The sequence below is a fragment of the Armatimonadota bacterium genome (genome assembly GCA_016869025.1).
Classification (GTDB): Bacteria; Sysuimicrobiota; Sysuimicrobiia; order Sysuimicrobiales; family Humicultoraceae; genus VGFA01.
Genome location: VGFA01000003.1, coordinates 154,014 through 168,047 on the forward strand (window position 1 = coordinate 154,014; position 14,034 = coordinate 168,047).

At 66.9% G+C, this 14,034-nt stretch carries 14 protein-coding genes; 1 reads left to right on the plus strand and 13 read right to left on the minus strand.

What is annotated here, in order from left to right:
* Positions 1-6: 6 nt before the first annotated feature.
* Genes sdhC through FJX73_03315 form a run of 7 tightly spaced genes read right to left on the minus strand, consistent with a single transcriptional unit; the run spans position 7 to position 6,737 of the window.
* A complete protein-coding gene (gene sdhC / locus FJX73_03285; GenBank protein ID MBM3469797.1) occupies positions 7-498 on the minus strand; it encodes a succinate dehydrogenase, cytochrome b556 subunit in 492 nt (163 codons plus the stop codon).
* Positions 498-2,210, minus strand: a complete 1,713-nt coding sequence (locus FJX73_03290) for a succinate dehydrogenase/fumarate reductase flavoprotein subunit (GenBank protein ID MBM3469798.1) — start codon at positions 2,208-2,210, stop codon at positions 498-500. Before FJX73_03290 ends, sdhC begins: the two co-directional genes overlap by 1 nt.
* Positions 2,211-2,240: 30 nt before the next feature.
* The gene (locus tag FJX73_03295) at positions 2,241-2,756 is read right to left on the minus strand and encodes a MogA/MoaB family molybdenum cofactor biosynthesis protein (protein MBM3469799.1); all 516 of its coding nucleotides are present in this window, start codon (positions 2,754-2,756) and stop codon (positions 2,241-2,243) included.
* Between the two features lie 14 nt (positions 2,757-2,770).
* Complete coding sequence (gene moaC / locus FJX73_03300; protein MBM3469800.1) at positions 2,771-3,277, minus strand: cyclic pyranopterin monophosphate synthase MoaC; 507 nt, start codon at positions 3,275-3,277, stop codon at positions 2,771-2,773.
* Entirely contained in the window at positions 3,274-4,494 is a 1,221-nt protein-coding gene (locus FJX73_03305) for a molybdopterin molybdotransferase MoeA (protein MBM3469801.1), read from the minus strand. The genes moaC and FJX73_03305 overlap by 4 nt, the downstream gene beginning before the upstream one ends.
* Before the next feature lie 31 nt (positions 4,495-4,525).
* Positions 4,526-5,716, minus strand: a complete 1,191-nt coding sequence (locus tag FJX73_03310) for a glycine C-acetyltransferase (protein MBM3469802.1) — start codon at positions 5,714-5,716, stop codon at positions 4,526-4,528.
* Positions 5,706-6,737, minus strand: a complete 1,032-nt coding sequence (locus tag FJX73_03315) for an L-threonine 3-dehydrogenase (protein MBM3469803.1) — start codon at positions 6,735-6,737, stop codon at positions 5,706-5,708. Before FJX73_03315 ends, FJX73_03310 begins: the two co-directional genes overlap by 11 nt.
* 62 nt (positions 6,738-6,799) lie before the next feature.
* Between FJX73_03315 and FJX73_03320 the strand changes: the two genes are divergently transcribed.
* The gene (locus FJX73_03320; protein ID MBM3469804.1) at positions 6,800-7,279 is read left to right on the plus strand and encodes a DUF2231 domain-containing protein; all 480 of its coding nucleotides are present in this window, start codon (positions 6,800-6,802) and stop codon (positions 7,277-7,279) included.
* On the opposite strand, the gene FJX73_03325 is transcribed toward FJX73_03320, so the two are convergent.
* The 6 genes from FJX73_03325 to FJX73_03350 all read right to left on the minus strand — a co-directional run bounded on the left by FJX73_03325 (position 7,230) and on the right by FJX73_03350 (position 13,938).
* On the minus strand, positions 7,230-8,231 hold the full coding sequence (locus FJX73_03325; GenBank protein MBM3469805.1) for a hypothetical protein: 1,002 nt from the start codon (positions 8,229-8,231) through the stop codon (positions 7,230-7,232). The two genes, FJX73_03320 and FJX73_03325, sit on opposite strands and share 50 nt — an antisense overlap.
* A 2-nt stretch (positions 8,232-8,233) precedes the next feature.
* Positions 8,234-8,944: an ABC transporter ATP-binding protein gene (locus FJX73_03330; protein ID MBM3469806.1), complete on the minus strand. Its 711-nt coding sequence runs from the start codon at positions 8,942-8,944 to the stop codon at positions 8,234-8,236.
* A gap of 21 nt (positions 8,945-8,965) precedes the next feature.
* Complete coding sequence (locus FJX73_03335) at positions 8,966-9,751, minus strand: ABC transporter ATP-binding protein (GenBank protein MBM3469807.1); 786 nt, start codon at positions 9,749-9,751, stop codon at positions 8,966-8,968.
* Between the two features lies 1 nt (position 9,752).
* Positions 9,753-11,456 (minus strand): leucine/isoleucine/valine transporter permease subunit, encoded by a 1,704-nt coding sequence (locus FJX73_03340; GenBank protein ID MBM3469808.1) that lies wholly within the window; start codon positions 11,454-11,456, stop codon positions 9,753-9,755.
* Between the two features lie 27 nt (positions 11,457-11,483).
* Positions 11,484-12,530, minus strand: coding sequence for a branched-chain amino acid ABC transporter permease (locus FJX73_03345; protein ID MBM3469809.1), 1,047 nt, complete (start codon positions 12,528-12,530; stop codon positions 11,484-11,486).
* Positions 12,531-12,639: 109 nt separating this feature from the next.
* Complete coding sequence (locus FJX73_03350) at positions 12,640-13,938, minus strand: branched-chain amino acid ABC transporter substrate-binding protein (GenBank protein MBM3469810.1); 1,299 nt, start codon at positions 13,936-13,938, stop codon at positions 12,640-12,642.
* Positions 13,939-14,034 lie beyond the last annotated feature (96 nt).

Genomic DNA, 14,034 nt, shown 5'->3' on the forward strand with positions numbered 1-14,034 from the left:
TCCCCACTACTTGGTCAGCAGATCCCAGACCCCGGCCGCCAGAAACACCCCGGCCAGGACCATCAACGTCACCACCATCCTGCGCTGGCGGTGTAGCGCCACCGGATAGGGGTAGACCGGGTGCCCAGGCCTGCCGAGCGCGCAGCCCAGATGGCCGAACAGCAGCCGGAAACCGTTGATGGCGTGAAACACAAAGGCGGCGAGTATCAGGATCTCGCCGGCAACGAACACCGGGCGTGACAGGATCGCCATCGTCTGCTCCCAGGCATCCGGACCCTGCAGCCGCCGGCCGGTGACCCAGACGTGCAGCGGCAGGTACAGAACAAGCCCCAGACCGCAGATGCGATGGAGGATGTACAGGTACCTCTCCGCCGGATACCGGCCAGCGTACACCCAACCCCGCAGACCCAGCCGCATGCTCAGCCGGGATGGTGCCCGGGTCCGTGCCTGGGTCTGTGCCTCGGTTACCATGGCCCCTCCCTGCCTGATAGACGACATCAGTACTTGCGCTCCACGGGTTTCCAGGTGGTGATCGTGACCGGAGTGTAGGCGAGCCGCGGCCCGGCCTCGCTGTGCGATGCCTGCGTGTGCACCAACCAGCGCTCATCGTCGCGATCAGGGTGGTCACGACGGGCGTGGCCTCCCCTGGATTCCGTCCGCTGTAGCGCCCCCATTATTACAACCTCGGCCAGGTCCAGCAGGTTCCCCACCTCGACGGCACCGGTCAGGTCCGTGTTGTACACCCAGCTCCTGTCGTCCAGGTGGATGCGACGCATCCGGTCGCGGAGCTCCCGCACCTCGCCAAGTGCCTCGCCCAGCCCATGCGCGTCGCGGTAGACGCCCACCTTCTCATCCATCAGCTCCCGCAGGCGCGCGCGGATCTGGTGGTGGTTCTCCGGACCGCGCGCCTCCAGCAGGCCGGCCAGTCGGGACTGCTCTTCCGCTGCCTCGGCCAGAGGCGGGTCGGGCAGGCCGCGCTCCCTGCTGGCCCATAGGGCCGCCTCCCGGCCGGTGATGGCACCCCATACCAGGCATTCGGCGGTGGAGTTGGTCCCCAGCCGGTTGGCGCCGTGCAGCGACATGCAGGCCGCCTCACCGGCAGCCCAGACACCAGCCACCGGAGTTTGGCCGTTGATGTCGGTGGAGATGCCGCCCATCGAGTAGTGCGCCGCCGGCCGAACAGGCAACGGGCCGTCAATGGGATCAATGCCGTTGAACTTTATGGCCACCTCGCGAATCAGGGGCAGCCTTTCGACGATGCGATCACGTCCCAGGTGCGTGAGGTCCAGCTCCACGTACCCGAGGCCGCTGGGGTGAACCAGGCCACGGCCGGCCTCGATCTCGGTCATCTCGGCCCGCGATATGATGTCGCGGGGGGCCAGCTCCATCATCTTGGCCGCGTAATCCTCCAGGAAGCGGCGCCTGTCCCGGTTCATCAGGTGGCCACCCTCTCCCCTGGCGGCCTCGGTGATAAGAATCCCAGAAGGCACCAGGCCGGTTGGGTGGAACTGTACGAACTCCATGTCTCTCAACGGGAGCCCGGCCCGGTAGGCCATTGCCATCCCGTCGCCGGTCACCGCATGGGAGTACGTGGTGAAGCCGTAGAGACGGCAGCACCCTCCGGTGGCAATGATCAATGCCTTGGCCCGCAGCAGGGCGAACTCGCCGGTGGTGAGGTCCCAGGCGGTGAGCCCGGCGAAGGTGCCGTTGTGCACGATCATGCGCGTCGCCATCCACTCCTCGTATCGTGCGACGCTGCGGTACTGCTGTATCGTGTCGTAGAGGGTCTGCATCTCAAAGAACCCGGTCTTGTCCGCGGCGAACGTGGCCCTGGGGAAGGTGTGACCGCCGAAGGCCCGCTGGTCGAGGCGGCCGTCCTTTCGCCTGGACCACGGCGTCCCCCAATGATCGAGGCGCAGGATCTCCTGCGGGGCAGCTTCCACGAATCGCGACACCACGTCCTGGTCGGCGAGGAAGTCGCTGCCCTTGACGGTGTCCCAGGCGTGCAACTCCAGGCTGTCCCCTTCTTCGGGGTGCAGGACCGCGCCGGTGCCGCCTTCGGCGCACACGGAGTGGGCGCGCATGAGCTGCCCCTTTGAGAGAATCGCCAGGTCCAGGTCTCCGCGCGAGATGCGCAGTACCTCCAGGGCCGCTCGAAGCCCGGCCAGTCCGCTTCCCAGGATCAGCACATCATGGGTGTAGGTCTGCACTCGCTGCCTCCAGTTCCCTTGTCTTGTCTCCTAGCCGGAGCCGAGACGGTGATCCCTTCCCCAGACCCCCGCGTCGCCTCCTGCCATCTGCACCGCGTGCGGGAGAACCGGAAGCAGGATCTCCAGCCACTCCTGCACCGCCTTTGGGCTTCCTGGGAGGTTAATCACCAGGGTCTTGCCGCGGATCCCGGCCACGGCTCTCGACAGCATCGCAAGCGGAGTGCGCTCCAGCGTGCGCATCCGCGCGGCTTCCACGAGTCCGGGCGCCAGCCGGTCGCACACCGCGAGAGTGGCCTCGGGCGTTACGTCCCTGGGCGAGAACCCGCTGCCGCCCGTGGTCAGAATCAATGCCACCCGGTCCTCGTCGGCGTACTGAATCAACGCGCGGCTGATTGCATCCCGGTCGTCCTCGAGGACCTCCCGACGCACGATCCTGGCTCCGAGGGCAACCAGCGCAGAGGCGATCACCTCCCCGCTCGTGTCGGTTCCCTGACCGCGCGCGACCGTGTCGGAAAGAGTCAGGATGGCGACCGGAACCCCGTCCAGCCGGGCCGTGACGGTCACGACCGCTCTCCAGGGCGCCGGTACGTGCCGCTGCGCCCGCCGCGCTTGCGCACCAGGCGTACGCGTTCAACCGTCATCCCGCGGTCAACCGCCTTGCACATGTCGTAGACCGTGAGCGCCGCGCCAACCACCGCGGCCAGGGCCTCCATCTCAACGCCGGTGGGTCCGACCGAGCGGGCGGTTGCCTCTATGGTGACCAGACACCTGGAGGGGTCTGGGACAGCGCGCACCGCCACGTCTGTGAGGGCAATCGGATGGCAGAGCGGGATCAGGTCCGAGGTGCGCTTGGCCGCCATAACGCCGGCCACCTGCGCCAGCCCCAGCACATCGCCCTTGGTCACGCGGTTGGCCACGATGAGGTCGAGGGTCGCGGGCAGCATCCGAACCTCGCCGCGCGCCACTGCCACGCGGGCGGTCGCCGGCTTGGCAGACACGTCCACCATGCGGGCGCGGCCGGCCCGGTCCACGTGCGTGAGATTGCGCCTCCTTGGCGAGCCCTTCATGTCAGAAGCCGAACCTCGACCTCCTCGCCCTCACCCAGTCCCTGCTCACCGGGAGGGACGACGACGATCCCGTCAGCGCGCACCATGGAGGTAAGAATCTGGGATCCTGCAGGCAGGGGCACTGCCCATATTCCGCCCGGCCGCTGCTCCAGCCGGACACGCCGGTGGTCCTCCCTAACCCGCGCCGAGGGCAGGGCCTCGAAGAGCCGCGCCCTCACCAGACCCCATGGCCGGGATCCGGGATCCAGCCCCAGCATCGCTTCCAGCACCGGACGCGCGAAGAGGTCGAAGATGACGAGCGCCGATACCGGGTTACCGGGCAGGCCGATCACGGGAACGGTCCCGGCCGCGGCCAGCACCGTGGGCTTGCCAGGCCGTACCGCGATGCCGTGCACAACGATGCCAGGAGGGCCGAGCGCGGCTATGGCCTCCATCGCGAGATCATGCTCTCCCACTGATGAGCCACCGGAAACCAGCAGCATGTCATGACCGGCCAGGGCGCTGCGCAGAGCAGCCAATATCGCCGGGCGGTCATCTCCGACGATCCCGCAGATCGTGGGGACGCCGCCTGCGGCATCCACTGCTCCAGCCAGCGCCACCGTGTTCATGTCGCGTACCCGGCCTGGCGTCAGCGGAGCTCCGGCCGGCACCAGCTCGTCGCCGGTGGCCAATATCGCCACGCGCGGAGGGAGAAAGACCAGAACAGACTCCAGTCCCTGGCCGGCCAGCAACCCCAGGTCGGGCGGCCGGAGCCGCCACCCGCGGCGCAGCACTAGCTCGCCGGCGCGGATATCCGCTCCGCGTGCCACCACGTTCTCCCCGGCGATCACCGGGCGTGAAACGAGCAGGCCCTCCGCCTCGACCGTCGCTTGCTCCTGCATGACCACCGCGTCGGCGCCGACAGGCAGCATCCCTCCGGTCGAGATCCGCACGGCTCCACACGGGGGTACAGGGACATCCGCGGCGACGCCCATGTGAACCTCACCAGAGGGCCGCAGGAACACCGGACGTCCCGGGGCAGCAGCGGCCAGGTCGGAGGCGCGCACCGCCCACCCGTCCATGGTGGAGCGATCGAAGGGCGGCAGATCCGTGGACGCAACCGCGTCTTCAGCCATTACGCGGCCGAGCGCCGCACGGAGGGGCACGCGCTCGGTGCCGCGCGGGCCCGGCCGCAGGACAGCGGCGTACCTGGTGCGGGCCTCGTCCGGCCCAGCCAACCGGGTGAAGGCCCTGGTGCGCGGCGTCAGATCAGGACACCCCCACCACGCGGGCGGCCCGCGCGAACGCCTCCAGCGCCCGACCCAGATGCTCCCGTGTGTGCTCCGCTGTCACGATCGTACGCACCCGCGCGCGGCCCCTCGGCACGGTCGGAAACACGATCCCAACAGCGAAGACGCCCTCTTCGAACAGCTGGTCTGAGAGCCGGAGGGCGCGCAGTTCATCGCCTACGACAACCGGCGTGATCGGAGTCTCGCTTGCCCCGATGTCGAACCCCGCCCGGCGCAGTCCTTCCTTGAAGTAGCGGGCGTTCTCCCATAGCCGGGATATCAACTCGGGGTTCTGCTGCACCAACCGCACCCCGGCCAGGGCCGAGGCGGCCACCGACGGCGGGTGCGAGGTGGAGAAGAGCAGAGGACGGGCGCGGTGCATCAGTAGATCCACGAGGTTCCGGCTGCCAGCCACGTAGCCCCCGAGGCCGGCGAACGCCTTGGAGAGCGTGCCCACCTGGATGTGCACCCGACCGTGCAGGTCGAAGTGGTCCACGGTGCCGCGGCCGTGGCGTCCCAGCACGCCGCTAGCATGGGCGTCGTCCACCATCATGATGGCGCCGAACTCCTCGGCGGCCTCGACCAGCGACTGCAGCGGTGCAATGTCACCGTCCATGCTGAAGACGCCGTCGGTGATGAGGAGCACCCGGCGGGCACCGCGGCACTCGGCCAGCATCTGCCGCGCTGCCGCGACGTTGCCGTGCGGAAATACCTTCTTGTCCGCGCCGGAGAGCCTGCAGCCGTCAATGATGCTGGCGTGGTTCAGCTCGTCGCTCACCACCACGTCCTCCCGGCCCAGTAGCGCGGCAACGGTGCCCGCGTTGGCCGTGAATCCGGACTGGAAGAGCAGCGCGGCCTCGGTGTGCTTGAACGCAGCCAGTTCCGCCTCCAGTTGCTGGTGGATCGCCATGTTGCCCGCAATCGTTCGTACCGCGCCGGACCCGACGCCTGTGGTGGCGATGGCCTCCAGCGCAGCGGCCTTCAGGGCAGGATGGTTGGCTAGGCCCAGGTAGTTGTTAGAGGCCAGGTTGATGAGCTCGCGCCCGTCGTAACGCGCGACCGCGGACTGTGCGCCCTCCAGGAGCCGGGGCCAGCGCCACAGACCCTTCGAGCGCAGTTCTTGAAGCTCGCTGTCCACAAACGCCAGGGGATGTCCCGGGTCAGTGCTCAATGGTCAAGATCACCTTCCCTGCTCCACCCGACTCCAAACGCTCGAAGGCCTCTTCGAACCGTTCCAGCGGCAGCCGGTGGGTAATGATGGGCCTGATGTCCAGCCCCTGGCGGAGCATGGCGCTCATCTGCTCCCAGGTCTGCCACAGCAGACGCCCGAAGATACCCTGCAACCGTACCTCTTTGAAGATCACCATGTTGACCAGGTCCAGCTCGACAGGCGCTCCGGGCAGGCCCAGCAACCCCACCCAACCGCCGCCCCGCACCGCCTGCAGCGCATCCCGGATGCCGGAGGGGTGGCCCGACATCTCCAGGACCGCGTCGGCGCCGATGCTGCCGGTCCTCTCGCGCACGCGCTCGGCGACGCCGCCGTCACGGGCATCCAGCACCAGATCAGCGCCCATCCTGCGGGCCAGCGCCAGGCGGCTCTCCGTGACGTCAGATACGACAACGAGCCGAGCGCCTGCCATCTTGCAGACCGGAATCGCCATCAGCCCTATGGGACCGCAGCCAGTTACGAGAACGGACCGACCGGCCAGCTGGGTCGCCATGGCCGTGTGGACCGCGTTCCCGAGCGGATCCATTATCGCGGCCACTTCGAATGGAATCCCTGGATCCAGGTGCCAGGCATTGCCGGCTGGCAGCACCACGTAGTCCGCGAACGCCCCATCGCAATCTATCCCAACAATCTCGAGCCGCTGGCAGATGTGCGGCTGGCCGCCGAGGCAGAGTGCGCATCGCCCGCAGGCGATGTGGCACTCACCCGCCACCCGATCGCCTGCCTTTACGGCGTCCACGCCCTCGCCGGTCGCCACGACCGTTCCGCAGAACTCGTGCCCTATCACGCGGGGGGGCCGAATGCGCGACTGCGCCCAGGGGTCCCACTTGTAGATGTGCAGGTCGGTCCCGCAGATGCCGGCGGCGGCAACCCGAATCAGCACCTGGCCCGGGCCGGGCGAGGGAACCGGCAGTTCTACGAGTTCGCAGCCTGGCCTGGGCTTCGTCTTGACCAACGCGCGCATCGCTCAATGACTTCGACGCCGCGCGCGCCCGACTCCTGCGCCGGAGGGAAGGAGCACCCCCGGTGACACGCCGAAGGGAACCGCGCACCGGAGCCGCGCGTGGCTCGGCGCACACACGACCCGTCCTGGAGGCCGACATGCGCTTTCTGTTTCACCCGCTCGCAGTCCACTTTCCCGTTGCCCTCTTGCTCACGAGCGCCCTGCTCGACCTGCTCTACCTTCGCCGGGGCGACCCCTTCCATTTCCGCGCCGCGCGGGGGCTCATAGGATTGGGGCTGCTGGGGGCGGCGGTCTCGATCGCCACGGGCTTCGCGGACGCGCTGCCGCTCGCAGTCGAGGGCGTGGGACAGGCCTTCGTGGACCGCCACAGGGTCCACCAGGTCTTCGCATATCTTGCTACGCTGACCTACGCCGCAAGTTTCCTGATCCGGTGGCGGCGTCCGAGCGCTAGCGGTGCCGTGGTCGCCGCGCTGATGCTGGCGGGCGCCGCGCTCATCGCGGTGACCGGGTGGCTGGGAGGCGAGCTCCGTCTGGCGATGTGAGGGGCCTCCAGGAAACCACGGGCAGGAGGCTCAGGTCCCCGGCCACTCCTGCCAGACGACGCGCTCCGGTGCCATCTGCGTTCATGACGTACACCGCCAGGTCACCTTCCCGGCTTGAGACAAATGCCAGCCGCCTGCCGTCGGGCGACCAGGCCGGTAGCAAGTTCACGCCCGCCAGGGTGAGCCGCACCGGCCTCTCACCGCCGTCGTCCGACACATAGATCTGAGCATCCCCGACGCGGGCGACGACGAACGCGATCCGACGGCCGTCCGGAGACCAGACCGGCGCGTAGCCGGTGAAGCGCCTCTCCTCTGCGCCAGTCACGCTAACAACGAGGACGGCGGTCTCCGCGCGGCCGACCCGGACCACGGTCGCGATCCGCCTGGCGTCCGGCGACCAGACAGGATGCAGCACGCCCGGCCTGTGCACAAGACCGGCAGCGAGCCGGCGTTCACCGGTGCCGTCCGCATTCACCACATAGAGATCGGGCTCTCCGCGACCTTGCCTGGCGACGAAGGCAATGCTGCGGCCGTCAGGCGACCACACCGGAGCCGCGTGCGCGCCTGTCGAGGAAGTGAGAGGCCTCTGCCCGCTGCCGTCAGAGTTCATCACATAGACCCGGGCTTCTCCGGTCCGGCTTGACACGAAGGCGATCCGGCGGCCGTCGGGAGACCAGGAAGGAAACGAGTCTTCTCCGGGCGGGGCTGTGAGACGGCGCCGCCGCCCGCCGTCCGCGGCCATGACCGCGATCTGGGCACGACCGCCATCGAAAGCAGTGTATGCGATCCAGCGGCCGTCGGGAGACCAGACAGGAGTGGCGGCCTGCCCGGACGGGCCAGTCAGCCTTCGCTGGCCGCTGCCGTCGGCGCAGATCGTGTGTATCTGCATCTCCCCTGACGCGGCGGAGACGAAAGCGAGTGTGGAAAGCAGCGCGAGGGCGTGGAAGGGCACCTCTAGCCCCCCAGATATGCCCGCCGGACCTCCTCGTTGGCCTGCAAGTCGGCCGCGGAGCCCTGGAGCACAACCTCGCCGGTCTGGAGCACGTACCCGCGGCTCGCGACCGACAGCGCCATGAAGGCGTTCTGCTCTACAAGCAGGATGGTGGTTCCCGCAGCGTTGATGTCCTTGATGGAGTCGTAGATCAGGTCCACCAGCACCGGCGCCAGCCCCATGGACGGCTCGTCCAGCAGCAGGACCTTGGGCCGGGTCATCAGCCCCCGCCCGATGGCCAGCATTTGCTGCTCACCACCCGAGAGGGTTCCAGCCACCTGCGCGCGGCGCTCTCTGAGGCGTGGGAACATCCCAAACACCCTGTCGAGATCCTGCCCGATCCCGGTTCGGTCCGTGCGCGTGAACGCGCCCATCTCCAAGTTCTCCGTCACGGTCAGGCGGCCGAAGATCCTCCGGCCCTCGGGCACGTGGACAACGCCCTTAGCCACGATCTCGTGCGGGCTGGTCGCAACGAGGTCCTCGCCTGCCAGGGTTATGTGCCCCAGGTGGGGACGCAGCAACCCGCTGATCGTCTTCAGCGTGGTGCTCTTGCCGGCGCCGTTGGCGCCGATCAGCGTAACGATCTCGCCAGGGTCCACCCTCAGGTAGATGCCCTTGAGGGCGTGGATGTTCCCGTAGTAGACGTGCAGGTTCTCAACTTCCAGAAGCGCCATGGAGGCCCTCGCCAGATTGAATCAGTGGGTCGCGTACGCGCCGGTCTTGCGCGTGCCCAGGTATGCCTCTATCACCCGCGGGTCGTTCTGCACCTCCTGCGGGGTTCCCTCTGCGATCTTGGTGCCGTAGTCGAGCACGGTTACGATCTCGGAAATGCCCATGACGACGCGCATCTGGTGCTCGATCAGCAGGATGGTTATCCCCTTCTCGTCGCGCAGGCGTCGGATGAAGGACATCATCTCGATGGTCTCGCGCGGGTTCATGCCAGCGGTTGGCTCGTCAAGCAACAGTAGCGCCGGCCGGCTGGCCAGCGCACGTGCTACCTCGAGACGCCGCTGGTCGCCATAGGGAAGGTTCTTGGCCAGGAAGTCGCCCTTGCCCCGCAGCCCGACGAACTGCAGGAGGTCGCGGGCCGCCGCAGTGGACTCCTGGTCCTCCTGCCGTGTGTAGGCGGTGTTCAGCACCGCCCCGACCCACGACGATCGCAGGTGCGAGTGCATTCCTACCAAGATGTTCTCCAGGGAGGTCATGTTGGCAAAGACCCGGATGTTCTGGTAGGTCCTGGCGATCCCCAGGCGGGTGATGCGATCCGGGGAGAGCCCGTCAATGGGTGTGTCCCTGAAGACCATTTCCCCTTCTTCCTGCCGGTAGAACCCGGTCGCGCAGTTGAAGTAGGTGGTCTTGCCGGCGCCATTGGGTCCAATGATGCTGTGGATGGACTGCTCCCGCACATCCAGGTCCACTCGGTTCAGGGCTACCAGCCCACCGAAGCGCTTCGTGAGATTCCGCGAGGTCAGGATCGCCATGCTATTCCTCAAGGGGGCGGCCTGAGCCGGCCGCGGCCTCGGCTCGACCTGAGGGACCCATCTCCTCGGCTGCGTGCAGCTCGCGTCTCAGGGCCGCGGCAGGCCACAGGCCTTCGGGACGGAGCTGCATCATCAAGACCAGAGATGCCCCATAGATCAGAAACCGGTACTCGGCGAACTCCCGAAGCAGCTCCGGCATCCCGACCAGAAACAGCGAACCCACGATCACGCCGGGCATGCTCCCCATGCCGCCGACGATGATCAGGGCCAGCACGTTGATCGAGATGAGCAGCTGGAAGCTGTGCGGGAAGATCGAGCCCAGCATGACTGCGAAGATCGCGCCGCTCAGGCCCCCAAAAGCCGCGCCCATCGCAAAGGCCATCAGCTTGACGTTGACCAGGTTGATTCCCATGGCCTCGGCCACGTCCTCGTCCTCGCGCACAGCCATCCACGCCCGCCCAAGGCGCGAGTCGCGCAACCGCATGGCGATGAAGATGACCAGGGCGCAACTGGCAAGGGTCAGATAGAAGAGTTGCTCAGGACCCCGGAACTCAAAGCCGCCTATCATCGGCTTGGGGATGCCGAGCACTCCCTGGGAGCCTCCCAGCCACGGCCGCAGGAAGTCGGACAGAACCAGGATCCGGATGATCTCACCGAATCCAAGTGTGGCGATGGCCAGGTAGTCCCCGCGGATCCCCAGCACCGGAACGCCCAGCAGCACTCCGGCGACCAGGGAGACGGCCACCGCGACGGGCACAGCCGCCCAGAACGAGAGCCCTATGATGCCGTGCTCCCCTACCGAGGTCAGCAGGCCCACCGTGTAGGCACCGATGGCAAAGAACGCGACATAACCCAGGTCGAGCAGGCCGGCGAAGCCCACCACGATGTTGAGCCCCAGCCCCAGCAGGGCGAAGAGCCCGACGAGCACGAGTACCTGGGAAAGAAACAACCCCCCGCCCAACGGCACCAGCAGAAGCAGGGCCACGGCTGCGCCCAGCGAGCTCAGACGCAGCACACGCTGCCGCGGTGCGGAAAGCCGCCCATGCCACTGCCGCACGGCACCGCCACGGCGGGCCCAGCCGGCGGTCGCCCCCCAGGCCAGGGCAAACACGATTGTCGCACCGCGCATCGAGAGTCCATCTTCGACGAACAGCAGTTCGCGAACCGCAGTCCTGGTGCCCTCCGCATGCAGAAGAATCTGCAACAGCTCCTGGAAGAGACCGATGCCCAGGGTCCAAGCCAGGGCGGTGACCAGAGGCCTGCGAACGCCGGGGGACAGAAGCGAAGCGGCCGCTCCAACTGCCCCGACTGCGGCGGCGCCGAGCAGGACAAGGGGAATCCCAGAGACGCCCCGGCCGAACGACAGGGTCTCGAACATCGTGGGCGAGGCACTCACGAACATGCTCCGCATGTTGACAAAGGTGCCAAGCACAACGAGCCCGGACACAACCGTCCCCACCGCCGCCCCACCCAGCGCTCCCCGCGCCAGGAACGCACCGGGTGCGCCGCCCGGATGGCCCTGCGCGCCCTGGTACCCTGCCACGACGGCGGTGAGAACCGGCAGCGCGAGTCCGAGCGAGATCACTCCCACGACTATTTGTCGCCCTGCGAAAGTCTCGACCATGCCCACGAGGGCGAGGAAGACTGCCACGCCGCCCCAGATGAGTCCCTTCTGGGCGGCCGCGATCCATGGCTGACGACGCATGCTCATCGGTGCGCTCGCCATCTCCGGCTAGGCCTTCTTTGCCACAAGACGCTCGCCCATGATTCCCGACGGCCGGAAGATCAGGACCATGACCAGCATCGTGAAGGCGATCACGTCCTTGAGCTGATAGGGCGCCACGATCCCAAGGCCTTCGAGAAACAGGATCGGGCCGACGGATTCAAACAGGCCCAGGAACAGACCGCCGAGCATGGCACCAGGGATGTTGCCGATGCCGCCGAGCACCGCGGCTGTGAACGCCTTGATGCCCGGGACGAACCCCATGAAGAAGTGTACCTGCTTGAAGACGATCGCGTACAGGAAACCGGCCGCGCCGGCCATCGAGGCTCCGACAGCGAAGGCAATGACGATTGCGCGGTCCACGTCAATGCCCATCAGCGCCGCCGCTTCCCTGTCCTCGGACACGGCCCGCATCGCGGTGCCGGTCTTGGTTCGCATTACGAACGCGTAGAGGCCCAGCATCATCAGTACGGACGCCACGAGCACCACGGCCTGCGTCCGCAGGATGCCGATGCCCGCAATGACCCACGTACCCTTGAGCATCTGAGCTTCGGGGTAGGCCTGGAACCCGGAGCCGAAGAAGCCGCGGAACGTGTACTGCAGGAAGAACGACGCCCCAATCGCCGCAATGAGGGGCACCAGGCGCGGCGAGCGTCGCAGCGGCCGGTACGCAACGCGCTCCAGCAGCAGCGCGATCGCCGTCGAGGTAATCATGGCGACAGCCAGGACTACCAGAAGGCTCACCACGGGATTCCGGTCCAGGTAGCCGGATCTCCCAAAGGCCGCGGCCACGAAGTAGCCGGTGTACGCCCCGCTCATGAAGACCTCGCCGTGGGCGAAGTTGATCATTCGAAGGATACCGTAGACCATGGTGTACCCAAGGGCGATCAGAGCATAGATGCTCCCCTGGGACATTCCAAACACCACGAAGTCGATCCAGACATCGCCCGGGTACCTTCGAGCCATGATCGTCCCGATCATCCCCCAGACCACCACCATGAGGACCACTATCCGGAAGGCCCACAGGTAGAGGTCAACAACCGAGAACCTGCGCATCAGACTACGCTGCACGCCCGCCTCCTAGCCGAAAAATGGGGATGAGCCCAAGGAATTCCTCTGGCTCATCCCCCGCGTTTGCACGTTCGTTGCCGACAATCCCTGCCGACTACGGGTAGACCTTCTTCGGGTTCTTCCCCGGATCCCACTTCGCCGGGTCAGCGGACAGGGTCTGATAGACCGCGATCTTCGGGTCCGCACAGTCGCCGTACTTATCGCAGGTCAGGGTACCGGTCAGACCCTTGAAGTTCTTTGTCGCGAACAGGGCATCGCGCAGCGCCTTCCGCCCGATGTAGGTATTGCCCGCCGCATCCTTCTTGGCCACCTTCTCGACGGCGGCGAAGATCATCTTCGCGGCGTCGTAGGCGTGCGGGTGGAAAGGCGCCAGCGGCTTTTCGCCGTACTTCTTCTGGTGCTTGTCCAGGAACGTCTTGTACGCCGGGCCCAGCGCTTCAGGCGACAGGTCGGGGCTGGAGTGGTACATCCCCACAGCCGACTCCCCGGCGGCCTTCATGAAGTCCGGCGAGAACATGCCGTCTGCGCCCATCAGCTTGGCTTGTGGCAGCCCGGACACCTCTTTGGCCTGACGGGTGATGAAGCCGCCCGCGGCAATGAAGATCGGGTAGTAGATCAACTCGGGCTTGCCGGCCGCGATCTTGGTCAGCATCGGCCGCATGTCGGTATCGGTGGGCCCGATCGCCTCCTGGGCGGTGATGGTACCACCCAGCTTCTTGAAGACCTCGGCAAACACGCCCTGGAGCCCTTCGGCATAGGGGCTGCCGTCGTGGATAGTCGCCGCCTTCTTCACCTTGAGGACCTTCCAGGCGAACTCCGCGGCCACCCGACCCTGGACCTTGTCATTGTGGGCGGTGCGCAGGTACCCATCGTAGGTCGGCCCCCGGTCAGCAGCGGTCAGCTTGGGCGCGGTGTTGGAGGGCGAGACGGTCACGATGCCCGCCTTCCAGAGAATGGGAGCCCCGGGCACGGCCTCGCTGGAGCAGTTGGAGCCGATGGCGGCCACGATCGCCTTGTTGGCCGCCAACTTGGTCGCCGCGGTTTGACCGCCCTCCGCGTTGCAGCCGGTGTCCTCACCTATCAGCTTGATTGGATGGCCCAAGAGCTTGCCGCCCCTGTCGTCGATTGCTATCTCGACACCCCGCTTCGTGTCAGTGCCAAGGCTCGCATCAGGGCCGGCGACGACCATCCAGTAGGCGATGGTGAGCGGCGCTCCCTTGGCGATCTTCACGACGCCAACCGGATCCGTAACGGGTCCGACCGTCGCCGCAGGAGCCGCCGGAACGAAGTACGGGCCGCCCGCGATTATCAGGGCGACAACGAGAGCAATCGGAATCCTCATGCGCTTCATCCTCTGTCTCTCCCTCCCTCGTGGCTTGGAGTCTGCGATCATCGCCTGACATCTTGCCCCCCCGGCAACCGGGTATTCCTAGGCTGCGATCACCTCCCCGCAAACCTGGGTCTTCCGCGTCTTCCGCGCGAAAGTGAA